The organism is Flagellimonas aequoris, from assembly GCF_003584165.1.
Lineage (GTDB): Bacteria > Bacteroidota > Bacteroidia > Flavobacteriales > Flavobacteriaceae > Flagellimonas > Flagellimonas aequoris.
In genome coordinates, this window is record NZ_QXFJ01000031.1 from 92,069 (window position 1) to 114,617 (window position 22,549).

The following is a 22,549-nucleotide window of genomic DNA, read 5'->3' on the forward strand; positions in this document are numbered from 1 at the left end:
AATAGGTTGTGTCGTCATCGACATCGTCGGCGAAACCGGCAGGCTTTCCGGTCAGTGTCGACCAGTCGGGCGCAATTGTTGTGTTGTCCACGGCGAAGGTCGTCCCCGTCAAGGTGAGTCCCGTTCCTGCGGAATAGGTTGTGTCGTCATCGACATCGTCGGCGAAACCGGCAGGCTTTCCGGTCAATGTCGACCAGTCGGGCGCAATTGTTGTGTTGTCCACGGCGAAGGTCGTCCCCGTCAAGGTGAGTCCCGTTCCTGCGGAATAGGTTGTGTCGTCATCGATATCGTCGGCGAAACCGGCAGGCTTTCCGGTCAATGTCGACCAGCCGGGCGCAATGTTTGCGTTATCAACTTGCAGTGAGCCATCTCCTGCTTGTATAAGTCCCGTTCCCGCTACGTTGGCATTTATCTTATCCGCATCCACGCTGTCATCAACTAGTTCTGCTGTTCCAACAGAATTGTCGGCCATTTTGGCAAGCGTTACTGCATTGTTCGCAATATCATTGGCGGTTACTTGTCCATCTTGGATCTTAATGCTGGTTACCGCATCATTGGCAATTTTTACGGTAGTTACGGCATTGGTTGCCAGTTCATTGTCGGTGATGCCGTTATCGGCCACATCGAGGGTCAGGGGGGAGATGCTGGTGCCCGCCCCACTTAAAATGAGCGTTGCATCAGTGGGTCCCAATACCTCGTTTCCCACAATGCTATCTTTTTCGGTAATGCCTAAGTTCAACTGGTTTACCAATTCCCAATCGGTACCGTTCCATTGGATGATGTCTCCGGGAATACCGTTTTCGGCAGCGGCTAACTTTGGCAAGGTAACAGAGCCTGGTGCCAAGTCCAAGCTTCCAACGGAACCATTTTGTATTTTTTCCCCATTAACCGCAGAAGGTGCAATATTGGCCCCTGTGATCTGGTTCACCTCAAAGTTGTAGTTGGTACTGCCATCCGGATTCAACGTAGGGGTGATGACCACCGTACTGTCCTTGGCATTCGGGTTGATCTGACTAAGAAAATCGGCCCGGGTACTTACGGTAAAGGAATTATCGAGGGCCTCACAGATATTGATCCATTCCGTACCGTTGTAGTAGTTGATACATTCTTGATCCGTGTTGTAGACCAAGGCACCGGGCAAGGGGTTAATGGTGCTCAATTGGGCCGTGGAGACCCTGGTGATCACCAGAACACGGTTGCCACTTTCCAATTCCAAAACCGATGAGGGATCCAAGTTTTGGGGGTTGTCTCCAATCTTTACCTGTCCGCTCAGGGTGCTGATCATGAGTAGGCCAATGACCAAGGATGCAATGTAAGTTCTCACAGTGTTTGTTATTTGAGGATTTCCAAACGTAAGGAACAAATCTAATGCTCTGGTTCCATATTTATATGAATTTCCGTCAAAACACGAAATTCAGGGGTGAATGGGAAACCCTTTGGGTATATTTGTAGGCACAGAATTAACAAAAGTTTAGAACCCCTTCACTTTTATATATGCGCACCATGGGTTTTCTTTAACCTGTGCTAAACGCTTTCTTATGAAAAATATAGTTTTGATTTTGTTCTCGTTGCTGGTTTCAGGGTGGTCCTTGGCACAGGATAGCCGTCAATTGTTAAGGGGCAAGGTGTTGTACCGAAGCTCCAACGTGCCCAATGAGAACGTGATCAACTCCACCTCGGGCGAGGCCACCATTACCGATGAGGATGGTGAATTTGCCATAGAGGTAAAGGCCGGGGACCAAGTAGTGTTCACCGCGGTGAACTATCAATTGGAGGTGGTGACGATAACTCCCGAGATCTTGCAAAAGAACCGCTTGGTGGTAGAGGTCAATGAAAAGGTCAGGGAATTGGACGAAGTGGTGGTGACCCCTGAGAACCAGGCCAAGTTCCTCGAAGTAAAGAACGAGGATTTCAAGGAATTCAACTACGAGATCGATAGGAATACAGAAGTGCAGAACGTGGCCGAATCTAGAATTGTGAGGGGCATGCAGGATGGTCTGAACATCAAGAACATATTCAAGGCACTCTTTGCCTCCCAAAAGGAAAAAGGAGTGGAAAGGCCTCCACTGAAGGTAAGTGAGGTCTTGCGCCATGTGTATGACGACGAGTTCTTTGTGGCCGATCTTAAATTGCCACAGGACAAGATAGATGCCTTTCTGTTGTATTGCGATGACAAGATACCTTCACAGACCCTACTCAAAAAAGAGAACGAATTTCAGCTGATCGATTTTCTGGTGACCCAAAGCAAAGAATATTTGGCAACCTTGGAATAATGAGAAGTTTTTTGGCATGTATGGCTTTCTTTTTGGTGCTTTTTGCCAGTGCCCAAGATGGGGAAGGCAAAATGCTTACCGGAAAGGTTACCAGTGAGGATGAGGATGTTGTGGGTGTGGTGGTCCAGAACATAACTTCCGATAAAGCGGTAATCACCGATTTTGAGGGAAAGTTCGCCATTGATGTACAGGTGAACGACACCTTGGTGTTTTCTGCGGTCCAGTTTGTGAAGAAGATCTTACCGGTGACTGAGGTCCTTTACCATGCCAATTATATTGAAGTGCCCATGGTGGAGTTTGTAAACCAACTTAAGGAAGTGGTGGTAAGGCCCTATAACCTTTCTGGGGATTTGACCCAAGATCTGGGCAAACTGAGCCTAGAAAAAGATGTAAGTGCCGAGGCCTTGAATTTGCCCAATGCCCACCAAAGGATTCCTACCCAAAGTGAGCGAATGTTGGATCAGGCTACCATGGGAAAGTTTAATATGGGCATGATTTTGAGCCCACCATTGGACCCCCTTATCAATGCCATCACCGGGCGGACCAAAATGTTGAAAAACAGGGTCAAGGTAGACAAGGCTTATGCCAGGACACAAAGGGTCCAGGATTTTTATGTGGATTCCCTTTTTGTGGCCACGTTGAAGATACCGATGGAAAAAATTGACGATTTCATGTACTTCTGTGAAGTAGACGAGGCCTTTCAGACTACAGTGGATAGCCACGACAAGTTGAAGATTTGGGATTTTATGCTGGAGAAGAGCCGGGCATATCGAAAAAACAACCATTTGGATTGATGTTTTTGGCAAGCAAATTGCAGAAAAACAGGTAAAACTGTAACATTGTCCCTTCCAAAGGAGTCAAAAAACAATATGATGAGAATGAAAAAAGCTAAACATATACTATTGCCTTTGGCAATGGTCCTTTTTCTGTCCTTCACCTCCGTTCACAAATTTTATGTCAGCGTTACCAATATGGTCTATTCCGAAGAGGATAAGGCCTTTCAGATCACGAGCAGGATTTTTATTGATGACCTGGACGATCTGATGGAGGAACGCTATGGTATCAAATCCCAATTGGCAACCCCTGATGAATCCAAACTGGCGGATGAATACCTGGAAAAATATTTTAGGGCCAAGTTTATGGTCGAAATCAATGGAAAGCCCGTAAAATATAACTTTTTGGGTAAGCGGTATGACACCGATGTGGCCATTTGTTATCTGGAAATCCCCAACATCAACCTGTCCGATGTAAAATCCGTTTCGGTACAGAATGAGATCTTGACCGACCTTTTTGATGAACAACAGAATGTGGTACATGTAAAATGGGCAGGACACAAGAAGAGTTTTGTGCTCATCAAGGGGAATAATAAAGGAATGTTAAACTTATGACGCATTGTTAACAATTGGTTAAAATGCGTTATTTTTCACCGTTTTAAAATCAAATAGAAAATGAACAAAGTCAAGTATTGCATTGCTTCTGTGTTGTTCCTTATGGGAGCAGTCGTAATGGCACAGGAAGAAGGCGACGTAAAAACCGAAAGGGAACCTGGACACTATAATCAAAGCAGGTTCAAACAATTGTACGAAGAATTTGCAACCCCCAACACCTATCGCTCCGCTTCCGGAGCCCCAGGACCTGATTACTACCAACAACAGGCCGATTATGCGATCAATGTACAGTTGGATGACAAAAATGCCAAGATCAACGGTGAGGAAACCATCACCTATCACAATAATTCACCGGACGATTTAGAGTTCCTTTGGGTGCAATTGGACCAGAACGTCCGTGCCAAGGATTCCAAATCACCTTTGCGTGATGGGAACGGGGTGAACATTGCCTACACGGCCGGAAACTTTGCAGAGACTTTTATCAGCGAGCCATTTGATGGCGGTTTCAATATTGAATGGGTAAAGGATGCCAGTGGAAAACCATTGTCCTATACCATCAACCAGACCATGATGCGAGTGAACATTCCACAACCGTTGAAAAGTGGTGAGAAATTGTCTTTCTCCGTTAAATGGTGGTACAATATTCCCGATCATACCGTGAACAGGGCCAGGTCAGGATACGAATATTTTGAAAAGGACGGTAACCGTGCCTATGTGATTGCACAGTTCTTCCCAAGAATGGCCGTTTACAGCGATGTGGAAGGATGGCAGAACCACCAATTCTGGGGAAGTGGCGAGTTTGCCCTTCCATTCGGAAATTATGATGTGAGCATCACAGTTCCTGCCGACCACGTTTTGGACGGTACAGGGGTATTGCAAAACAGGGAGGAAGTGTTCTCCAAAGAAATGATGAAGCGTTATAAGCAGGCCGTAAAGTCTTATGACAAGCCTGTGATCATTGTAAACCAACAAGAAGCTGAAGCTGCCGAGAAAGGATTTGCCACGGATACCAAGACTTGGAAATTCAAGGCCACCAACGTAAGGGACTATGCTTTTGCCACTTCCCGTAAGTTTATCTGGGAAATGCAGGCGGTTAAGATCGGTAGCAAAGATGTTATGGCCGTATCGTTGTACCCCAAGGAAGGAAACCCACTTTGGGAAGAGTTGTCCACAAGGGCAGTGGTACAGACCTTGAAAACCTATTCGGAGCATACTTTTGATTACCCATACCACAAGGCCATCTCGGTACATGCCAAGAACCAAGGTATGGAGTACCCTATGATCTGCTGGAACTACGGTCGTCCAAACGAAGATGGAACCTATTCCGACAGGACCAAATTTGGAATGATCAGTGTGATCATCCACGAGGTGGGACACAACTTCTTCCCGATGATCGTAAACTCGGATGAGCGTCAATGGGGATGGATGGATGAAGGTCTCGATACCTTTATGCAGTATTTGGCCGAGCAGGACTTCGGTACAAACAACCCAAGTGTGATCGCACCTAACGAAAAATATCCATCACGTAGGGGTAACCCAGCGGACATTGTTCCCTACATGGGCGGAGATCAAAAATACATTTCTCCCATCATGTCCAACCCGGAAAACGTATACCAGTTGGGTCCAAATGCCTATGGCAAGCCAGCAACCGCCCTTAACATTTTAAGGGAAACCGTTATGGGCAAGGAACTTTTTGACCATGCATTCAAGACTTATGCCCAGCGTTGGATGTTCAAGCACCCTACTCCTGAGGATTTCTTCCGTACCATGGAAGATGCTTCTGCCGTGGATTTGGACTGGTTCTGGAGATCTTGGTTCTACACCACAGATTATGTGGATATAGGAGTGAAGGGCGTTAAAAAATACTACGTGTCCAGCAAGCCTACCAAGGAAATGGAAAAATATATGGCCGATAGGAACCTTACCGAGGCCGATCTTCCCCCATTGGTATATTTGGCCGAAGAGGAAAGCGAGGATTTTATGCCTGAGTTGAAAGGAAAATCCCCAACGGAGACTTCCCAAAACCTTAAGGAATTTATGATGGACAACATGACCGAGGCCGAAAGGTCTCAGGTGAAAGAGCCAAAATATTTCTATGAGATCACTTTTGACAAACCAGGAGGCATCCCCATGCCATTGATCGTAGAGTATACCTATGCCGATGGTACCAAGGAAAATGTCACTTATCCACCTGAGATTTGGAGAAAGAACGATGCAGAGGTGAAAAGGGTGATTTCTTCCCAAAAAGAATTGGTAGGGATTGTGGTAGATCCAAAATTGGAAACTGCCGATGTGGATACCACCAACAACTCTTGGCCTAAAAAAGAGGAAAAATCAGACTTTGATAAGTTCAAGGAGAACATCAAAGGAAAATAATCAAAAAAAAGACTGTTAAAGAGCCTCGTGATTTCACGGGGCTTTTTTTATTTTGCTGATAAGTTCTGATTATATTTGTTGTATGCATTTTCTATTCATTAGCGGAGCGGAGATATTTTTCATCCTATTTATTGTGGTGATGGTGTTTGGGGCGGACAAGATACCTGGAATAGCCAAAGGCCTTGGCAAGGGTATGCGCCAGTTGAAGGACGCCACGGATGATATTAAGCGCGAGATCCAAAAAAGCGCAGATATCGACACGGACTTTACCAAAGAGATTCGCAAGGAACTCAATGAGGTAAAGAAAAATGTGGACGAGGTTACCGGCTCCATCAAAAGGGACATTAAGTAATACATGTGGGAGAATCTGCTCCAATGGGACAGGGATACATTTGTGTATCTCAACAGTTTGGGCATAGAACGGTATGATGGATTTTGGTCTACCGTGACCGATATTACCACTTGGATTCCCCTCTTTTTACTGTTTCTCTTCCTGTTGTTCCAAAAGTTTGACAGAAAGGAAGCCCTCTATAAGTTTTTTACGATCATGGGATTGGTGATTTTTATTACTGCCATTACCCATTGGACCAAGATTTCCGTAGCGCGCTTACGTCCCAATAACACGGAAGAAATCAATACGATCATCCGAATCTTAAAAAGCCCCACCGATTACAGTTTCTTTTCGGGCCATGCCTCCAGTTCGTTTTCCATAACTACTTTGGTGTTTCTTTTTTTAAGGAAGAAGGTAAAATGGGCTTTCCTGTTCTTTCTTTGGCCCATTCTGTTTTGCATGAGCAGGATCTATGTGGGGGTGCATTTTCCCATCGATATTATTGTAGGGGCCATAGTCGGGATTTTATCCGGAATGTTATTCTACTGGTTGTATAACCGTTTTATAACACCCGGCTTAAAGTCAGTCCGTCCCTAATGGGCAAAAGAACGGTTTCGACCCTGGGGTCGTTTTTCAATTTTTCATTGTAGGCGAGTAGAGCTTCCGTAGCCTTGTCACCTTTTTGCAGCGGTTCCACCACCTTTCCGGACCACAGCACATTGTCGGACAAAATGATGCTTCCAGGTTTTGTCTTGGTGATCACAGCTTCAAAATAGGCATCGTAGTTCACTTTTTGCGCATCGATAAAAACCAGGTCGAAAATCTTCTCCAAAGCGGGGGTGACATCCAACGCATCACCCGTATGTTGGAAGATTTGGGAGCCAAAACCGCTCTTGTCAAAATAGGTGCGTTGCAATTGGTGCAGTTCCTCGTTCACCTCAATGGTATGTAGCTCACCATTTTTTTGAAGTCCTTCTGCCAAACAAAGGGCGGAATAACCGGTATACGTGCCTATTTCCAAAATATAGGCTGGGTTGATGATCTTGGAGAGTATACTCAACACCCTTCCTTGAAAATGCCCCGTGATCATACGGGGTTGTACCACCTTTAAATGGGTTTCCCGGGTCAGTTCCGTCAGCAACTGTGGTTCGGGTTCCGAGTGGTTGGCAATATAATTTTCCAATAGTGGTGATAGGAAATGCATGTACAAGTTTTCGCAAAAATATAGAAAAGAACTACATTGGAATATCAAATCAAGCAAGCTAAAAATGTCATCGACCGAAATACGCATACGCCGCGCCACCTTGGAAGACCTTCCCGTTCTGTTGGATTTTGAGCAGGGCATCGTAAAGGCCGAACGACCCTTCGATGTAACCATTAGAGAGGGCAAGGTGAATTATTATGACCTTGAAAAAATGGTTCAGGACCCCAAATCCTGTGTGATTGTAGCGGAGGTGGATGGCAGGATCGTATCCTCTGGCTATGCCATTCCCAAACAGGCAAGACATTACTTGGACCACGAGTTTTATGCCTATTTAGGGTTTATGTACACGGATGTAGATTATCGGGGACGTGGAATCAACGCACTGATTGTGGAAGCCCTCAAAAAATGGTCACAAGAGCAAGGTTTCAAGGAAATACGATTGACGGTGTACAATGACAATGTGGGTGCCATCAAGGCATATGAAAAAGTGGGTTTCAAAAAGCACATCATCGAAATGCGGTTGGAACAATAAATACCATCACAAATTGTATTTTTGGGGCAAACCTTAGCATATGACCTTTCAAAATACGCTTGAATTTGCACAACAACTGGATGCTGCCGATGCCCTTGCCCAATACCGGGATGAGTTCCATTATCCACAGGTAAACGGAAAGGATGTCATCTATTTTACGGGCAATTCCCTGGGATTGCAACCCAAGCGTACCCAAAGGTTTGTGGATGAGGTAATGAAGGATTGGCGGGATTTGGCCGTGGAAGGTCATTTTTATGCCGATAAACCTTGGTGGGATTATCATGAGCGTTTGGCTGCCGGACTTGGCAAGGTGGTAGGCGCAAAGCCTAAGGAAATCTCTGTGATGAATACCTTGACGGTAAACCTTCATTTGTTGATGGTTTCCTTTTACCGACCCACAGCAAAAAAATTCAAGATTATTTGCGAGGAAAAGGCATTTCCCTCCGACCAGTATATGTTGCAGAGTCAGGTTCGGTTTCATGGTTTTGACCCAAAGGAAGCCATTGTTGAAGTAAAAAAGCGGGATGGAGAACATGCTTGGCGTACCGAGGACATCATCCAAAAAATAAACGAGGTAGGAGATGGACTCGCCTTGGTATTGATGGGAGGTGTGAATTATTACAATGGACAGGTTTTGGATATGGAAACCATTACAAAAGCCGGCAAAGGGGTTGGAGCTTTTGTGGGGTGGGATTTGGCCCATGCTGTGGGCAATGTGGAATTGTCCCTTCATGATTGGGATGCCGATTTTGCGGCTTGGTGCAGCTACAAATACATGAACAGTGGTCCAGGGAATGCATCCGGGATCTTTGTGCACGAAAAGCATTTGGGCAAGTCGGACATCCCCCGTTTTGAAGGTTGGTGGGGCACCAAAAAGGAGACCCGTTTTTTGATGAAACCTGAATTCGACCCCACGGAAACAGCAGATGCCTGGCAATTGAGCAATCCACCCATACTTTCGTTGGCACCTTACTTGGCCTCGTTGGAACTGTTCGATGAAGTGGGAATGGATGCCCTAATCAAGAAGCAGAAGCACATTGTGGCCTATCTGGAGTTTATCCTACATGATATCGATGCCCAAGTGGAGAGTACTTTTGAAATCATTACCCCAGAGGATAGGGGTTGTCAATTGTCTGTATTGTTGCATGGCGAAGGAAGGTCGTTATTCGATTATTTGATGAAACAGGGGGTCATCACCGATTGGCGCGAACCCAATGTGATCCGTTTGGCCCCGGCACCTTTTTATTGCTCTTATGAAGATATGTACCATTTTGGGCAGATTTTAAAAAAGGGGATATTAAATAAGTAAGCCCCTGTATTTGGCTTTTAAATAGGAGTTTGGGGAAGTACCTTGGTATTTTTTAAACTGGCGTGAAAAATAAGAGGGGTCATTAAATCCACAGCGGAACATTACCTCTGCAATGGAAGCATTACTTTCATTAAAGAATTCCAAAGCTTTGTTTATCCTAAATTCATTGACAAAATTGGTAAAGGTACTTTGGGTCATTTTCTTAAAGAATCTACAGAAAGAATTTGGGGTGAGACCCAATTTTGAGGAAATTTCACCAATAGCAAGGTCTTTAGCATAGTTGAGGTTTACATATTCAAAGATTTCCTCTAACCTTTTGACATCATTGCTTTTGAAGCTGTCCGTGGTAAAAGTGTCAAAAAGGGTTTCATAAGAGTCCTCCCTGGAGATTCGATCCAAAATGGAGAGAAGATTAATCAGTTTCCCTTGATTATCCAAGTACACGAATTTTTTAAAATCATGAGAGAGTGCTTTATGTAGACCTGGATCAAAAATCAAAACCTGTTTGGATTTTTTGATAAGTTCCTTGACCTTGCCCAATTCCGGAAACATTTTTAGTTTCTCTTCCAGAAAATCTTTTTTAAACTGAATTACTACTTCTAGATTGTCAGGATAGTCGTGGTTTCCAAAGTCCGCATGCGGAATGCTGCCTGCTAAAAAGACAAGAATCCCATCCGAATACATCCTTTTTTTGGAACTTATGTTCAATACTCCCGAACCATTTTTCACATAGACCAGTTCATATTCTGGGTGAATATGCCAACCAGCAGATTCACAATGGTCATCATTAGTGTAAGTTTTGATTCTAATTGACGTATTTACGGCAACGTTTATGGATTCAAGGATGGGTTTCATGAGGTAAAATTACCTAAAAGTGTCATTTTTTTTGACATAAATGAATAAATCGTATTGGTATTTGAATATTATGGGCACGATTTGTTGCTTGGAGATTGGTTAATTTGCAGTGACAATACATTATGAAATCACTACGACTTATTCTTTCCAACCCACGTTATTTTGCCCCTGCATGGGTGTTCACCAGTTTGAATATTTGGTTTGGAACTTGGGCGATCTATATCCCTTTAGTAAAGGAAAAGCTCGGAATCAACAAGGCAGATTTGGGAATTGCCTTGTTCTGTTTATCGTTGGGGGTATTCACCATTTTTCCCATCGCGTCCAAGATCATCAATAAATTGGGGGTCGGCAAGGCCACTTGGACAGGGGTCTGCTGCAATTCGGTGGCGGCCCTGCTTCCGTTGATGGCTCCAAATTATTACACGTTGATGGCTAGCCTCTTTTTGATGGGAGCCTGCAATGGGCTTACCGACATCGCCATGAACACTCTCGTTACGGAGATTGAAAAGGAAGACAAACAGAATTTTATGTCGGCTGCCCACGGATTTTTCAGTCTGGGGGGTATTTTGGTCGGCTTTAGTAGTTTTTTGATTCCTATAATCGGCAACCCACCATTGCATATGGCCATTGTAGTAGTGTTGGTCTTGATCATCAATTTGATGTTAAGGAAGCATTATTATCACATTGTGGCTGCCCCAGTGGAAAAGGAACCCTTCAGTTTTAAACTGTTCAAACCCTTGTTGTTATTGGGCATCATTGGTTTTGTGTCTATGGGGAGCGAAGGAGCCATCATCGATTGGAGTGGATTGTATTTAAAGGAAGTTGCTTTGGCGCCCGAAGTACTTATCGGTTCTGGATTTTTGGCATTTTCGACCACCATGACCTTGGGTCGTTTTTTAGGTGATGGCATCAGTGCAAAGATTGGTTCCATTAAAATTGTTGCCCTCGGTGCCTTGATTGCCATTTTGGGATATGCCATGGTGCTCTCGGAACATACCGTCTTGGCCATTGCCGGTTTTGCTTTGTGTGGTCTGGGTTTTTCGGTCATGGTGCCCGAACTGTTCCGTATTGGTGGCAATGTGAAAGGCGTGGATTCTTCCCAAGGGGTTTCCTTTATTGCGGGAACAGGGTATTCAGGATTTTTGTTGGGTCCTGTGATCTTGGGTTTTTTAGCTGAACGGGCCTCGTTGGTTTACAGTTTTGTTCTATTGATGAGCTGTGCCATCCTGGTTTTTGTGATTACCTTTTTCTTGGGTAGGAGGGGTAAATAATCAATCGCTCATTTAAATTTTGGCAACATTTTGATTTTGGACTGTTTTAGTCATATACAATATTTTCTGCCGACTATTTTATTGTTTAAGGCTTCGGTATGGATTCAATAATTAATTTTTGCCCCTTTTTATCCAAATATGTAACAGTCATTTCCATCATGTGAGTAATCCATTTTTCAACGCCGGCATCCGCTGCTTGTTTACAAAATGTAGGATAATCCGTTTGGCCTTGTTGATGAATTGAAAGGGCGTGTTTGAGGCTATCCAATGAACTGATTTCATTTACTTTCATCTCAGGATATTTTGAATTTCCGTCAAGTGTAAAATCATCTGACCCATAATATTTTGTTCGTCCATCCGAAACAAAATTGTCATAGTGGGTTACTCCAATTTCTTTTAGGTCTTGTACGAACTGAGGAAAGTCAGCACCACTTTTAACTTTGGAAAATGCTTTATGAATCTGATCTGTTGTAAACATGGATTTATTGCTATTTCAATCTTTAATGATTCTGTTTGTTCTGCTTGTGGGTGACTATTTTTGAAGGTAGTCTTACGGTTCTTTTAATTGCTCGATCAATTCCAATCTTTTTACAATAGAACCCTTTTCTAATATTGTTCCTGGGGATAAGACCCCATTGGCCCCAATTTTGGAACCGTCCCCTACCAAAGCCCCAAATTTTTCCGTTCCGGTGTCTATGACCTGATCTTTGAAAATTACCCGTATCTTTTTTTCAACACGTTCATTATAATGGTTGGCCGCGATGGAACCTCCTTCAAAATTCACATTTCTGCCAATCAGACTATTTCCAATATAGTTTAAGTGAGCTATGGCGGAACCCGAAAATATCATACTGCTCTTTATTTCCGAGCTAGGTCCAATTTTTACCGAACTATCTAAAAAAACACCTTCCCTGAGATAGGCGTTTGCGCATATGTGGCATTTATCCATAATGATGGCAGGCCCTTTTATGGTTATCCCATGTTCAAGAATTGCAGACTTGTGAATGGCTATTCCGTTTTCTATTTTGAAATGCTCCCCAAGGTTTGGTATCATTTCTTCAATGATACTCTTGATATTTGTCGTTATTTCCCATGGCAAACTGGAGTCTTCCTTTTCAAGAAAAGAAGGGATGTTTGATATGAAATGTCCAATATTGATCACCGACCTTATGCTTTGGATGTTCTAAATGAATGCAAAATGTAAGCTACATCTTTATATCCCTAAAAGGTATTTGATGATTACGCCTAAGTCTTACTCGGTCTTCACACTCAAACCCGTAAAATAGAGATTTACATTACTGTCGGGCCTGCTACGTTGTGTCGCTAACTGTAAACCTCCCATGGTGGAGTAGTCTTCCCATGTGGAGGACAGTGAAGGTTCGGGTTGGTTGGACTTTCTATAGGTCCATTCCCGGATGAGATGGTCATCCTTAAAATAAAAATCGTAGGCATCCCCTGGGGTGTAGCCACCTTCATTTTTATACACAATGGTGAGCTTTTGCATGGTTTCGTTGCTGATAGGGGCCGTGGCTTCTGCAGCATGCTCAAAAGTATAGTTGTTGGCATCCCACATCAAATTAAAAGGGGCCAATAACCAATACCTGTCATTGATGAACCCCGAATTGGTCTTATAGGCCACGCTGTCCATGTTCGCCTTGTTGTAGGTGAGGGTATCCGCTCCCGAACTAAAAGTAATCTCGTTTAATTTGGGTTTCCAGTCCCAATGCCGTTCAAAATGCATGGAATCCCGGTCCACGTTGAAGGTAAAGGTAATCTCTTTAACGTTTTTCCAATTTTGATACCCGTGAGCATCTGCAATCAGTTCAGGCACGGTTTTTTGTGGTTCTGGTTGCTCTTCTGCTTTTTTGGGTTCCGTTTTGCAGCTGGCCAAAACGAAAAGGGAGCACATTCCAACGAGGTAAAAGATCTTCATATCTGGTTTTTAACCAAATATACCATCAATTTGCGTTATTTTGCGCCCCATTTCGGGAAAAGCGACCAAATTAATTCAAGCGTAAAGTGACTTTTTTTAAAAAGCTGTTTCTAATACTCATAAGTAACCCCGACAAAAAGTTTTTGGAAACAGAAGACCTTTATGCCCATCTGTCGGATGAGGAGTTAGTGGAACAGATAGTTGCGAACAATGACCCTTTACTGTTCGGGAAGTTGTATGATCGATATGCCAAAATGGTCTATAACAAGTGCTTTGGCTTTGCAAAATCCGAAAGCGAAGCGGAGGATTTGACCCAGGACGTATTTCTTCAATTGTTCATAAAATTGAGGACGTTCAAGGGACGGTCCAAGTTCTCTACTTGGCTGTATTCTTTCACCTATAATTTTTGTGTGAACTATGTAAACCGGAACAAACAACTTAAGATACGGGACCAATCCGTACAGGTTGATGAATCCGATTATAAACTTTCCGAAGATGTCCCTGACGAGAGCCTCTATGAAATGAAGGCCGATAAACTAAAAAAGTCCCTGGATCTGATATCGGCAGAGGACAAGTCCCTTTTGTTGTTGAAATATCAGGATGGAGCCAGTATAAAAGAGTTGGTAGAGTTGATGGATTTGGGGGACAGCGCAGTGAAAATGAGGCTGAAACGAGCCAAAGAACGATTATTGGAAATCTATAACACCCTACAATAGATGGCAAAGAAACATAAAAACCCGTTCAAAGAATTGGAGGCTTCCCTTAGGGAGGCACCACCTGGCATGAAGAAAAAGGTGATGAACGACATCGCGGCCGCCAAACTTATCTTGGACATGGCCTCCCTGTTCTCTATCAACATGGGAAGTGCTTTGCGCAAACTGTTCCGGACCTTGGGTGACAACTAGAAACTTACAGCAACACTAATAAATAAACAACAACTATGGAAACAATTAATAATTGGAAGGATGTCACCATGGACTCCCTTTCGGGAATGGGCAATGAAATCGGACAGGTTTTCCCCAAGATCATTGGGGCAATCGTTGTGCTGGTCGTAGGCTGGCTGTTCATCAAGATTGTTCTGTTCTTACTCGGAAAGGTCTTGAAACTGGCAAAAGTCGATGTCCTGAATGAAAAAATCAACGGGATGGAAGTCGCAGGCAAAGGGAATTTTACCATAGATGTGGCAAAGATTATTTTGGGGTTTGTAAAATGGCTTCTGATACTGGCCTTTTTGATCGTAGCGGCGGATATTCTCAATTGGCAGATCATATCGGTGGAAATCGGCAACCTATTGCATTATTTGCCACGCTTCTTCAGCGCATTGGCCCTATTGATGGTCGGTTTCTATATCGGCAATGTAGTGAAGAACACCATAAAAAGACTGTTTGACTCTTTGGAACTTGGAGGTTCCAACTTGGTCAGTAACCTGTTGTTTTATGTCATTGTGATATTTATGTCGATAACGGCACTCAACCAGGCTGGGGTGGACACAACCATCATTACCAATAACATTACCATGATCTTGGGCTCCTTCCTTTTGGCCTTCTCTTTGGGAATAGGACTGGGATCCAGGGAAGTGGTCACCGATTTGTTGCGATCTTTCTATACCCGAAAAACATATGCCGTAGGCGATAGGATTGTTATCGGGGAAGATATGGGAACCATTGAGGCCATTGAAAACAATAGCCTGACCTTGACTACAAAATCAGGTAAATATGTGATTCCGATCAAAGATGTGGTGTCCCAAAAAGTGGAGATCCTGTCACAAACAAGGTAATGTGGGAAGTAGTGCAAGAACTTCCTTGGATTTTGATTATTTTTGATGCTCACAACAAGTAAAAAATGAGTTCAAAAAAAGGAAAGGTTCAGGATTTGATCCAAGAAAAATTGCTCGATGAGCGTAAAGTGTTTTTGTGGGGCATGGTAGATGACGATTCTGCCAAGCATGTCATAGACCGCTTATTCTATCTGGATTCACTGAACCATAAAGAGATTCAATTGATCATCAATAGTCCGGGAGGGTATGTTACCTCCGGCTTTGCGATTTACGATACCATTAAACAGATCAAAAGCCCGGTATCCACGGTATGTTCAGGATTGGCGGCTTCCATGGGATCCATACTGTTGTCCGTAGGGGAGAAGGGGAGAAGATTCATCCAGCCCCATGCGCGGGTCATGATCCACCAGCCGAGTGGCGGTGCCAGGGGTCAAGCTTCGAATATCGAGATCCAAGCCAAGGAAATTATCAAGACCAAGGAGTTGGGTGCCCAAATTTTGGCAGATAACTGTGGTCAATCCTTTGAAAAGGTCATGAAAGATTTTGATCGCGACTATTGGATGGGTGCTGAAGAATCCGTTGAGTACGGTATTGTAGACGGCATTTTACAATAATGGGATAACCCCTAAAAGGGAAAAAGTCCTTCGCAAGTTTTTGTGAAGGACTTTTTGCATATATATGGACGCCGAAGCGGAATATTTTATTTAATAGATATACGGCAAGCTCGATGCCGATAGATCTTAAGGATTTGTTAAAGTTAAAATCGATCGGGATTTGTGATGATCTCATGGGCCCGTTCCCGAAGGTCCTTTAATTCTTCCCAACCTTTCTTTTCAAGTAGATTGAGCATCATGGCCATGCGGGGATTATCCTTGAAGTAGTGCTGTTTTTCAAATAAAAAGTTCCAATACAGCTCATTGAACGGGCAAGCTTTTGCGCCAACCTTTAGGTTATGCCTGTAATGGCAGCCTTTACAATAGTTGCCCATTTTGTTAATGTAATTGGCACTGCTCACATAAGGTTTCGTGGCCACCAATCCTCCATCGGCAAATTGGCTCATGCCCCGTGTATTCGTAATTTCTACCCATTCCAGTGCATCAATGTAAACTCCCAGATACCATTCATCCACTTCATCAGGATGGGTTTGGGTAAGCAGGGCATAATTGCCAATAATCATGAGCCTTTGAATATGATGTGCATAGGCATGATCCAGACTTTGTCCAATGGCATGCCTCAAACAGTTCATTTTGGTTTCGGCAGTCCAAAAGAATTCAGGCAAGTGATTATGGTTGTCCAGTGCATTGTGTTTTTTGTATTGGGGCATTTCTTTCCAATAGATACCCCTCATATATTCCCTCCACCCAATGATCTGACGGATGAAACCCTCCACTTGGGAAATGTCAACTTCGTTAGGGTTATCCCGGAATTCCTCAAGAATGGCATCTACCACTTCCTTTGGGGAAATCATTTTCGTATTCATGGCGAAAGACAATCGGGAGTGAAAAAGAAATTTCTCTTCGGTATGCAGGGCGTCTTGAAAATCTCCAAAGTAGCACAACAGTTTCTTTCGAAAATGATCTAATAGCTTTAGGGATTCATCTCGTGAAGTAGGCCAGGAAAACTGTTCAGGGTCAATATTTCCAAAGGTTTCAACTCCAACTTCTTGAAGCTCTTTTAGGAGTTCGGAAACATCTTTATGAAAATTCAGTTCAGTGGGAACGGCGGGTGTGCCGTCCCATTTTTTTCGATTGCTATGGTCAAAGTTCCATTTTCCGCCCTCCGGCTGGCCATTCACCATCAAAATATCATGTTTCTTGCGCATCATGCGGTAGAAACTCTCCATGAGCAATTGTTTTTTGCCTTTGAAAAAATCTTGGAGCTCAAAACGGGAGGTATAAAAGTGTTCCGTGTCAAATGCCTCTGAAGCGATGTCCAATTCATGGCATAGTTTGTTCAATTGCTCGTCCAATCGATATTCATCTGGAAGTTGGTATTCAAATTTTTCAATTTTGTTTTTGGTGACCAGTTGCATGATAAGAGCCTTCAGATCTTGTGGATTTTGAGAATCGTTGATTTTGAGGTAATCCACGCTGTGTCCCTTAGCTTCAAGACTCTTTGAAAACTGGCGCATCGCCAAGAAAAAGCCCGTTACTTTTTGAATGTGGTGCTTCACATAATCGGTTTCCTGACGCATTTCAGCCATTGCGTAAAGCACATTGTCATCAACTGTATTAAACCAACTGTGGTTACTATTGAGCTGATCGCCCAAAATAAGTCGTAGCGTCTTCATTTTTTAAAAAAGTGTAGGTTGTAGCCAAAGGTTTTGGAAGATATTGTTTGGGTCGTAAAGTTCCGCTTGACGTTGGGTGTTAAAGGTCCTGTTCCTAGGATCATTGCCCACACCACTGTTGTACATCCAATTGCCCCAATTGCTATGTACATCATAGTCCAGGAGCATGGATTCAAAATAGGAGGCGCCCCATCTCCAATCTTGCTGAAGATGCTTGGCCCAGTAGCTGGCTACGTTCTGCCGACCTCGATTGCTCATCCAGCCCGTATGTTCCAGTTCTTTCATGTTGGCATTCACAAAGGTGTCCTTGGTTTCCCCATGTATCCATTGATGCAGTATTTCTGGACTCTGCCGCCAAGTGTAGGTTCGGTTCTTGATTCCTTTCAAATGGAATATTTTATTGCCATGTTTTAAGGAAATGTATTTGAAGTAATCCCTCCAAATGAGTTCAAAGATCAACCAATAGGTATCTTCGGTCTCCCCAAATTCTGCTTCAAATTGTTTTATTGCCCAATATATGGTACGTGCGGAAATGTTGCCATTGGCGAGCCAAGGGGATAGTTTGGAACTATAATCGGCGCCAATGAGCCCGTTGCGGGTCCGTTTGTAATATGACAATTTTTTTGATTCCCAGAAGTAATGTTCTACCCTGCTATGTGCATTTTTTTCCCCTCCTTCAAATGGGAATGCGGAGCGTGGGTCCGGTTCAAATTCATCTAATGACAGGTCCTTCATGGTGGGCAATGTTGTGCTGGCCGCAATCAAATTGTTCTTGGGCATTTGTTTGGGTATACCCAAGTCGGGACGGACCCGGACCCTATGTTCGCACCCTTTACGGAATTGGGTGAACACGTCGGGAATGTTTAGAAAAGGAGTATACGGTATATCTTCAGGGTGAAATAGAAACTGGTCGAATACTTCATCAAAACGAATGGAAGAAGGTAAGTTGGATTTCACATTTTTGATGACACCCAATTCTTCCGAAGTCCATTCTTTTTGCAGAAAAATGGTGTCGACCCCATGTTTTTTAACCAATTCAGGAATCTTGCTCTCAGGTTTGTCAAAAAAGGTCAACAAGGAAATATTCAATTCGTGCAGGTCTGTCTTCAACTGGGCCAAACCCTCCAGTAAGAATTTGGAGCGAAAGCGTCCGGTCTTTACAAAACCAAGTGGTCCTATTTCAAAATGTCGGGGATCAAAAAAATATACCGCAATCAACTTTGTACCTTCCATGGCCCTTTTCAGGGCTTCATTGTCTCTTACCCTAAGATTGTTACCGAACCATAGCAAATGGTTGTGCATACGTTATCTATTTTTTCTACAGCGTTCACTACAGTATTTAATTTCGTTCCAATGGAGCGCCCATTTTTTTCGCCATTGAAAGGGACGATTGCAAATGGGACAGATTTTTTCAGGAAGATGTGTTTTTTTGTGAGCCAAGCGTTTTTGTTATGTTTAATAAAATTACAAAAAAATTAAACAAAATAATGTTTTGGGATAAACGGAAAAACTCTCGATGAAATTCAAAATCCGTATTTTAGCCACTTAATCGCAAAAGGCCCAAAGGGCACCTATGAAACAGACCCCAAAGAACATTGCCATCATCGGTTCAGGATTGGTGGGCTCCCTACTGGCAATTTATCTTAGAAAGTTCGGTCATACCGTTACGGTATTCGATCGTAGACCGGATATTAGGACCATCAAATTTTCGGGCCGATCTATCAATTTGGCCATGAGCAATAGGGGATGGCGCTCCTTACAAAAAGTAGGATTGGAGGATAAGATCAAGGAAATTGGCATTCCGTTGGACAAACGGGCCATGCACGTGAACGAGAAACCGGTCTATTTTCAAAAGTACGGTAAGGAAGGAGAAGCGATTTGGTCTATTTCCCGTGGAATTTTGAACAAACGGATGATCGATCTGGCAGAAGCTGAGGGCACCGAATTTAGATTCAATGAAAAGGTATGGGATGTTGATCTTCCAGAAGCAAAGATTTATACAGGGGAGACCGAGAAAAGTGAGTGGAAGGAATACCAATACGATATCATTTTTGGATGTGATGGGGCTTTTTCCAGGGTAAGGCATAAAATGCAACGTCGTAGCAGGTTCGATTACTCGCAGGATTTTATCGATGTGGGCTATAAGGAGTTGACCATCCCCGCCAATGAGGATGGGACTCATAAACTCGATAAAAATTCTTTCCATATCTGGCCCAGGGGAGCCTTTATGCTCATTGCGATGCCCAATATTGATGGCAGTTTTACCTGTACGTTGTTTTTGCCTTTTGAGGGCGAGGTGTCTTTTGAGAGCATACGCACCGAGGATGACGCACGTGCTTTTTTCAAGGAATACTTTCCCAATGTTCGCAAGGAAATTGAAAATTTGACCAAGGATTTCTTCCAAAATCCCACGAGTGCCATGGTGACCATGAAATGCTACCCTTGGACATATTGGAACAAGGTGGCTTTGGTGGGCGATTCTGCCCATGCCATTGTCCCGTTTTATGGCCAAGGAATGAATGCAGGATTTGAGGATATTTATGTGCTACAGGGGCTGATGGAGAAGCATGGTGACGATTGGGAGTCCATATTCTCGGAGTACCAAAAACAGCGTAAACCAAATGCCGATGCCATTGCGGAGTTGAGTTATAGAAACTTTGTGGAGATGAGCAGTAAAACGGCAGACCCCAAATTCTTGCTGCAAAAGAAAATTGAAAAGCACTTTGCGGCCAAGCATCCCGAAAAATGGATTCCCATATACAGTAGGGTCACGTTTTCGGATAGGCCTTATGCAGAGGCGTTGGCCATTGGTGATCAACAGGAAAAAATCATGAAGGAAGTCATGAAACTTCCCAATATCGATGATACATGGGATTCCAAAGAAGTGGAGGATAAGATTTTAAGATTGTTGAAGGATAGTAAGTAACTTGTCAATTAGAGTGATTTTTAGATTGTAATGATAAAAATTATATCGAGAATTGGGCTGGTATCACTTTCTATTTAGTTCTCGATACTTTTCCGTTGGAAAAACTCGAACTGACATTCTGATTATAAATCTCTTCTGGTATATAAAAAAAAGCCACCTTTTAGGTGGCTTTTTTAATTTTATAAAGAGCAATTAGATTTTGGAAAAAAGCTCTTGCATTTTGTCATTTTCTTCCTCGGCCAACAATGGGTCTACCAAAATACGGCCACTGTGCTCATCGGTGATTATTTTTTTGCGGGAAGCGATCTCTACCTGGACCTGTGGTGGAATGGTAAAGAATGAACCGCCGGAAGCGCCACGCTCCACAGGAACAACGGCCAAACCATTTTTCACGTTGGTGCGGATCCTTTTGTAAGCCTGGATCAATCGATCTTCGATTTTTTCCTCAAATTCCTCGGATTTTTTCAAAAGGGCTTTTTCCTCTTTTTCAGTCTCCGCAAGAATGGCATCCAATTCCCCTTTTTTGTGTTTCAAGTGACCTTCGCGCTCGGTCAATTTTTCCTTGGTCTGGGTGATGACCTCTTTTTTCTGCTCGATTTGGGCCTTGAACTCTTTGATGTTCTTTTCGGCCAATTGGATTTCAAGCTCTTGGAATTCAACTTCCTTGGTCAGGGAGTTGAACTCACGGCTGTTCCTTACATTTTTTTGCTGCTCAGCATATTTTTTGATGAGTGCCTTGGACTCGTCGATAAGGTTTTTCTTGGCAGCGATTTCAAAATTGACGGTCTCTACGTCCGTTTTCAATTTGTCCAACCTGGTTTTTAGACCAAGTACCTCGTCTTCCAAGTCCTGTACCTCCAAAGGTAGCTCACCTCTAACGTTGCGGATTTCATCCACCCTGGAATCGATAAGCTGTAAATCGTACAAAGCTCTCAGTTTTTCTTCCACGGTGCTTTCTTTCTTGTTCGCCATATATGTTTATAAATACTTGATGGGATTCGTTATACTCTCCGATAAAGAGACTGCAAAATTAGGAATTTTTTTTGTAAGATGATCAACCAATAAATCTTTTGTAAACTGCTCAGTTTCAAAGTGCCCGATATCTGCAATTACCAATTCGTTTTCGGCTTCGTAAAACTGGTGGTATTTAATGTCCGATGTGATGAAAACATCCGCTTTTGCCCTTTTGGCCGCGGCTATGGCAAAAGCCCCGCTTCCACCCAGAACGGCCACTTTTTTCACCTTTTTTCCCAACAGCTTAGAATGTCGTACCACCCTGGCGTTCATTTTGGACTTGACCTGTAAAAGAAAGTCCTCTTCATCCATCTCGGTTTCCAAAGTACCGATCATCCCCATTCCAATATCTTGATTGGTGTTTTCGAGGGTCACCACTTCATAGGCCACTTCCTCATAGGGATGGACTTTGAAAAGTGCTTCCAGTACCTTTTTTTCCTTTTCAAATGAATAGATGACATTGATTTGGGTCTCCTTTTCAAAATGGATTTCCCCAATTTTTCCAACAGATGGATTGGCCAAGTCGCCTGCCATGAAACTTCCGACTCCATCCAGACTATAACTACAATTACTGTATTTGCCAATTTCCCCGGCACCTGCAGCAAAAAGGGCCGATTTTACTTTTTCTGTTTCTGCTACTGGGGCATAGGTGACCAACTTTTTAATAACTCCTTTTTTTGGGATAAGGATTTCGGGATTTTTTAGGCCCAAAACTTCACAGATCTTGGCATTGACTCCCATTTTGCTATTGTCCAAGGCCGTGTGCATGCTATAGATGGCGATGTTGTGGGCTATGGCTTTTAGGACAACACGTTCCACATAAGTGCTCCCAGTAATCCTTTTTAACCCTTTAAAAATGATGGGGTGAAAGCTGATGATTAGATTACACTTTTTTTCGATGGCCTCGTCCATCACGTTCTCCAAAGTATCCAGTGTGACCAGGGCACTTGTTACGGCCATATTTGGGTTGCCGACCAATAATCCTACGTTGTCAAATTCTTCGGCATGGGCCAAAGGGGCCAATTCCTCCAATATTTTTGTGATGTCCTTTACCGTCATTCTTAAATTGT

At 43.4% G+C, this 22,549-nt stretch carries 24 protein-coding genes and 1 pseudogene; 14 read left to right on the forward strand and 11 right to left on the reverse strand.

Annotated elements, in window-relative coordinates; genetic code table 11:
* On the reverse strand, positions 1-1,324 hold a 1,324-nt coding region (locus D2U88_RS18145), incomplete at its 3' end, for a hypothetical protein (protein WP_220473520.1).
* Positions 1,325-1,538: 214 nt separating this feature from the next.
* Between D2U88_RS18145 and D2U88_RS18150 the strand changes: the two genes are divergently transcribed.
* The 6 genes from D2U88_RS18150 (at position 1,539) to D2U88_RS18175 (ending at position 6,965) form a co-directional block, all read left to right on the forward strand.
* The gene (locus D2U88_RS18150) at positions 1,539-2,273 is read left to right on the forward strand and encodes a carboxypeptidase-like regulatory domain-containing protein (RefSeq protein ID WP_119641966.1); all 735 of its coding nucleotides are present in this window, start codon (positions 1,539-1,541) and stop codon (positions 2,271-2,273) included.
* Positions 2,273-3,067, forward strand: coding sequence for a hypothetical protein (locus tag D2U88_RS18155; RefSeq protein ID WP_235855824.1), 795 nt, complete (start codon positions 2,273-2,275; stop codon positions 3,065-3,067). The genes D2U88_RS18150 and D2U88_RS18155 overlap by 1 nt, the downstream gene beginning before the upstream one ends.
* Positions 3,068-3,151: 84 nt before the next feature.
* Positions 3,152-3,661 carry a DUF6702 family protein gene (locus D2U88_RS18160; protein WP_313782581.1) on the forward strand — a complete coding sequence of 170 codons (510 nt, stop codon included), beginning with the start codon at positions 3,152-3,154 and terminating at the stop codon, positions 3,659-3,661.
* 60 nt (positions 3,662-3,721) lie between these two features.
* Positions 3,722-6,037, forward strand: coding sequence for a M1 family metallopeptidase (locus tag D2U88_RS18165; RefSeq protein ID WP_119641968.1), 2,316 nt, complete (start codon positions 3,722-3,724; stop codon positions 6,035-6,037).
* A gap of 82 nt (positions 6,038-6,119) precedes the next feature.
* The gene (locus D2U88_RS18170) at positions 6,120-6,389 is read left to right on the forward strand and encodes a Sec-independent protein translocase subunit TatA/TatB (RefSeq protein ID WP_119641969.1); all 270 of its coding nucleotides are present in this window, start codon (positions 6,120-6,122) and stop codon (positions 6,387-6,389) included.
* 3 nt (positions 6,390-6,392) lie between these two features.
* On the forward strand, positions 6,393-6,965 hold the full coding sequence (locus D2U88_RS18175) for a phosphatase PAP2 family protein (RefSeq protein WP_119641970.1): 573 nt from the start codon (positions 6,393-6,395) through the stop codon (positions 6,963-6,965).
* On the opposite strand, the gene D2U88_RS18180 is transcribed toward D2U88_RS18175, so the two are convergent.
* Positions 6,931-7,572, reverse strand: a complete 642-nt coding sequence (locus D2U88_RS18180) for an O-methyltransferase (protein WP_119641971.1) — start codon at positions 7,570-7,572, stop codon at positions 6,931-6,933. The two genes, D2U88_RS18175 and D2U88_RS18180, sit on opposite strands and share 35 nt — an antisense overlap.
* Positions 7,573-7,636: 64 nt before the next feature.
* On the opposite strand from D2U88_RS18180, the gene D2U88_RS18185 reads away from it, so the two are divergent.
* Positions 7,637-8,104 carry a GNAT family N-acetyltransferase gene (locus D2U88_RS18185; protein WP_119642250.1) on the forward strand — a complete coding sequence of 156 codons (468 nt, stop codon included), beginning with the start codon at positions 7,637-7,639 and terminating at the stop codon, positions 8,102-8,104.
* Between the two features lie 40 nt (positions 8,105-8,144).
* The gene (gene kynU, locus D2U88_RS18190) at positions 8,145-9,413 is read left to right on the forward strand and encodes a kynureninase (protein ID WP_119641972.1); all 1,269 of its coding nucleotides are present in this window, start codon (positions 8,145-8,147) and stop codon (positions 9,411-9,413) included.
* Here kynU and D2U88_RS18195 read toward each other — a convergent pair.
* On the reverse strand, positions 9,402-10,268 hold the full coding sequence (locus tag D2U88_RS18195; RefSeq protein WP_119641973.1) for a helix-turn-helix domain-containing protein: 867 nt from the start codon (positions 10,266-10,268) through the stop codon (positions 9,402-9,404). The genes kynU and D2U88_RS18195 overlap by 12 nt on opposite strands.
* A gap of 122 nt (positions 10,269-10,390) precedes the next feature.
* Between D2U88_RS18195 and D2U88_RS18200 the strand changes: the two genes are divergently transcribed.
* Entirely contained in the window at positions 10,391-11,539 is a 1,149-nt protein-coding gene (locus tag D2U88_RS18200; RefSeq protein ID WP_119641974.1) for an MFS transporter, read from the forward strand.
* An 85-nt stretch (positions 11,540-11,624) separates the two neighbouring features.
* On the opposite strand, the gene D2U88_RS18205 is transcribed toward D2U88_RS18200, so the two are convergent.
* From D2U88_RS18205 to D2U88_RS18215, 3 genes are all read right to left on the reverse strand, one after another.
* Positions 11,625-12,017, reverse strand: a complete 393-nt coding sequence (locus D2U88_RS18205; RefSeq protein WP_119641975.1) for a DUF1398 domain-containing protein — start codon at positions 12,015-12,017, stop codon at positions 11,625-11,627.
* Between the two features lie 72 nt (positions 12,018-12,089).
* Positions 12,090-12,701: an LbetaH domain-containing protein gene (locus tag D2U88_RS18210; RefSeq protein ID WP_119641976.1), complete on the reverse strand. Its 612-nt coding sequence runs from the start codon at positions 12,699-12,701 to the stop codon at positions 12,090-12,092.
* A 90-nt stretch (positions 12,702-12,791) separates the two neighbouring features.
* Positions 12,792-13,472 carry a hypothetical protein gene (locus D2U88_RS18215; RefSeq protein WP_119641977.1) on the reverse strand — a complete coding sequence of 227 codons (681 nt, stop codon included), beginning with the start codon at positions 13,470-13,472 and terminating at the stop codon, positions 12,792-12,794.
* Positions 13,473-13,615: 143 nt separating this feature from the next.
* Between D2U88_RS18215 and D2U88_RS18220 the strand changes: the two genes are divergently transcribed.
* From D2U88_RS18220 to D2U88_RS18235, 4 genes are all read left to right on the forward strand, one after another.
* Positions 13,616-14,188: an RNA polymerase sigma factor gene (locus tag D2U88_RS18220; protein WP_235855825.1), complete on the forward strand. Its 573-nt coding sequence runs from the start codon at positions 13,616-13,618 to the stop codon at positions 14,186-14,188.
* Positions 14,189-14,377 (forward strand): hypothetical protein, encoded by a 189-nt coding sequence (locus tag D2U88_RS18225; RefSeq protein ID WP_119641979.1) that lies wholly within the window; start codon positions 14,189-14,191, stop codon positions 14,375-14,377.
* A 35-nt stretch (positions 14,378-14,412) separates the two neighbouring features.
* Positions 14,413-15,249 carry a mechanosensitive ion channel family protein gene (locus D2U88_RS18230; RefSeq protein WP_119641980.1) on the forward strand — a complete coding sequence of 279 codons (837 nt, stop codon included), beginning with the start codon at positions 14,413-14,415 and terminating at the stop codon, positions 15,247-15,249.
* A gap of 65 nt (positions 15,250-15,314) precedes the next feature.
* Entirely contained in the window at positions 15,315-15,863 is a 549-nt protein-coding gene (locus D2U88_RS18235; RefSeq protein ID WP_119641981.1) for a ClpP family protease, read from the forward strand.
* A gap of 143 nt (positions 15,864-16,006) precedes the next feature.
* Here D2U88_RS18235 and D2U88_RS19605 read toward each other — a convergent pair whose 3' ends face one another.
* Genes D2U88_RS19605 through D2U88_RS18245 form a run of 3 tightly spaced genes read right to left on the reverse strand, consistent with a single transcriptional unit; the run spans position 16,007 to position 18,979 of the window.
* On the reverse strand, positions 16,007-17,539 hold the full coding sequence (locus D2U88_RS19605; RefSeq protein WP_182859217.1) for a cryptochrome/photolyase family protein: 1,533 nt from the start codon (positions 17,537-17,539) through the stop codon (positions 16,007-16,009).
* A 3-nt stretch (positions 17,540-17,542) separates the two neighbouring features.
* Positions 17,543-18,841 (reverse strand): DASH family cryptochrome, encoded by a 1,299-nt coding sequence (locus tag D2U88_RS19610; RefSeq protein ID WP_182859218.1) that lies wholly within the window; start codon positions 18,839-18,841, stop codon positions 17,543-17,545.
* A gap of 3 nt (positions 18,842-18,844) precedes the next feature.
* On the reverse strand, positions 18,845-18,979 hold the full coding sequence (locus tag D2U88_RS18245) for a DUF2256 domain-containing protein (RefSeq protein WP_119641982.1): 135 nt from the start codon (positions 18,977-18,979) through the stop codon (positions 18,845-18,847).
* Between the two features lie 130 nt (positions 18,980-19,109).
* Between D2U88_RS18245 and D2U88_RS18250 the strand changes: the two are divergent.
* Positions 19,110-20,465, forward strand: a pseudogene (locus tag D2U88_RS18250) (FAD-dependent oxidoreductase); the annotation flags it as partial.
* A 192-nt stretch (positions 20,466-20,657) separates the two neighbouring features.
* On the opposite strand, the gene D2U88_RS18255 reads toward D2U88_RS18250, so the two are convergent.
* Together D2U88_RS18255 and D2U88_RS18260 are read right to left on the reverse strand one after the other, a co-directional pair.
* The gene (locus D2U88_RS18255) at positions 20,658-21,437 is read right to left on the reverse strand and encodes a zinc ribbon domain-containing protein (RefSeq protein ID WP_119641984.1); all 780 of its coding nucleotides are present in this window, start codon (positions 21,435-21,437) and stop codon (positions 20,658-20,660) included.
* A gap of 6 nt (positions 21,438-21,443) precedes the next feature.
* Positions 21,444-22,538, reverse strand: a complete 1,095-nt coding sequence (locus D2U88_RS18260) for a Nif3-like dinuclear metal center hexameric protein (RefSeq protein WP_119641985.1) — start codon at positions 22,536-22,538, stop codon at positions 21,444-21,446.
* Positions 22,539-22,549 lie beyond the last annotated feature (11 nt).

Excerpts from the sequence above, each read along its gene's own strand:
- D2U88_RS18150 (WP_119641966.1), top strand. The coding sequence starts at position 1,539 with ATGAAAAATATAGTTTTGATTTTGTTCTCGTTGCTGGTTTCAGGGTGG.
- D2U88_RS18155 (WP_235855824.1), top strand. The coding sequence starts at position 2,273 with ATGAGAAGTTTTTTGGCATGTATGGCTTTCTTTTTGGTGCTTTTTGCC.
- D2U88_RS18160 (WP_313782581.1), top strand. The coding sequence starts at position 3,152 with ATGAAAAAAGCTAAACATATACTATTGCCTTTGGCAATGGTCCTTTTT.
- D2U88_RS18165 (WP_119641968.1), top strand. The coding sequence starts at position 3,722 with ATGAACAAAGTCAAGTATTGCATTGCTTCTGTGTTGTTCCTTATGGGA.
- D2U88_RS18170 (WP_119641969.1), top strand. The coding sequence starts at position 6,120 with ATGCATTTTCTATTCATTAGCGGAGCGGAGATATTTTTCATCCTATTT.
- D2U88_RS18175 (WP_119641970.1), top strand. The coding sequence starts at position 6,393 with ATGTGGGAGAATCTGCTCCAATGGGACAGGGATACATTTGTGTATCTC.
- D2U88_RS18180 (WP_119641971.1), bottom strand. The coding sequence starts at position 7,572 with ATGCATTTCCTATCACCACTATTGGAAAATTATATTGCCAACCACTCG.
- D2U88_RS18185 (WP_119642250.1), top strand. The coding sequence starts at position 7,637 with ATGTCATCGACCGAAATACGCATACGCCGCGCCACCTTGGAAGACCTT.
- kynU (WP_119641972.1), top strand. The coding sequence starts at position 8,145 with ATGACCTTTCAAAATACGCTTGAATTTGCACAACAACTGGATGCTGCC.
- D2U88_RS18195 (WP_119641973.1), bottom strand. The coding sequence starts at position 10,268 with ATGAAACCCATCCTTGAATCCATAAACGTTGCCGTAAATACGTCAATT.
- D2U88_RS18200 (WP_119641974.1), top strand. The coding sequence starts at position 10,391 with ATGAAATCACTACGACTTATTCTTTCCAACCCACGTTATTTTGCCCCT.
- D2U88_RS18205 (WP_119641975.1), bottom strand. The coding sequence starts at position 12,017 with ATGTTTACAACAGATCAGATTCATAAAGCATTTTCCAAAGTTAAAAGT.
- D2U88_RS18215 (WP_119641977.1), bottom strand. The coding sequence starts at position 13,472 with ATGAAGATCTTTTACCTCGTTGGAATGTGCTCCCTTTTCGTTTTGGCC.
- D2U88_RS18225 (WP_119641979.1), top strand. The coding sequence starts at position 14,189 with ATGGCAAAGAAACATAAAAACCCGTTCAAAGAATTGGAGGCTTCCCTT.
- D2U88_RS18230 (WP_119641980.1), top strand. The coding sequence starts at position 14,413 with ATGGAAACAATTAATAATTGGAAGGATGTCACCATGGACTCCCTTTCG.
- D2U88_RS18235 (WP_119641981.1), top strand. The coding sequence starts at position 15,315 with ATGAGTTCAAAAAAAGGAAAGGTTCAGGATTTGATCCAAGAAAAATTG.
- D2U88_RS19605 (WP_182859217.1), bottom strand. The coding sequence starts at position 17,539 with ATGAAGACGCTACGACTTATTTTGGGCGATCAGCTCAATAGTAACCAC.
- D2U88_RS19610 (WP_182859218.1), bottom strand. The coding sequence starts at position 18,841 with ATGCACAACCATTTGCTATGGTTCGGTAACAATCTTAGGGTAAGAGAC.
- D2U88_RS18255 (WP_119641984.1), bottom strand. The coding sequence starts at position 21,437 with ATGGCGAACAAGAAAGAAAGCACCGTGGAAGAAAAACTGAGAGCTTTG.
- D2U88_RS18260 (WP_119641985.1), bottom strand. The coding sequence starts at position 22,538 with ATGACGGTAAAGGACATCACAAAAATATTGGAGGAATTGGCCCCTTTG.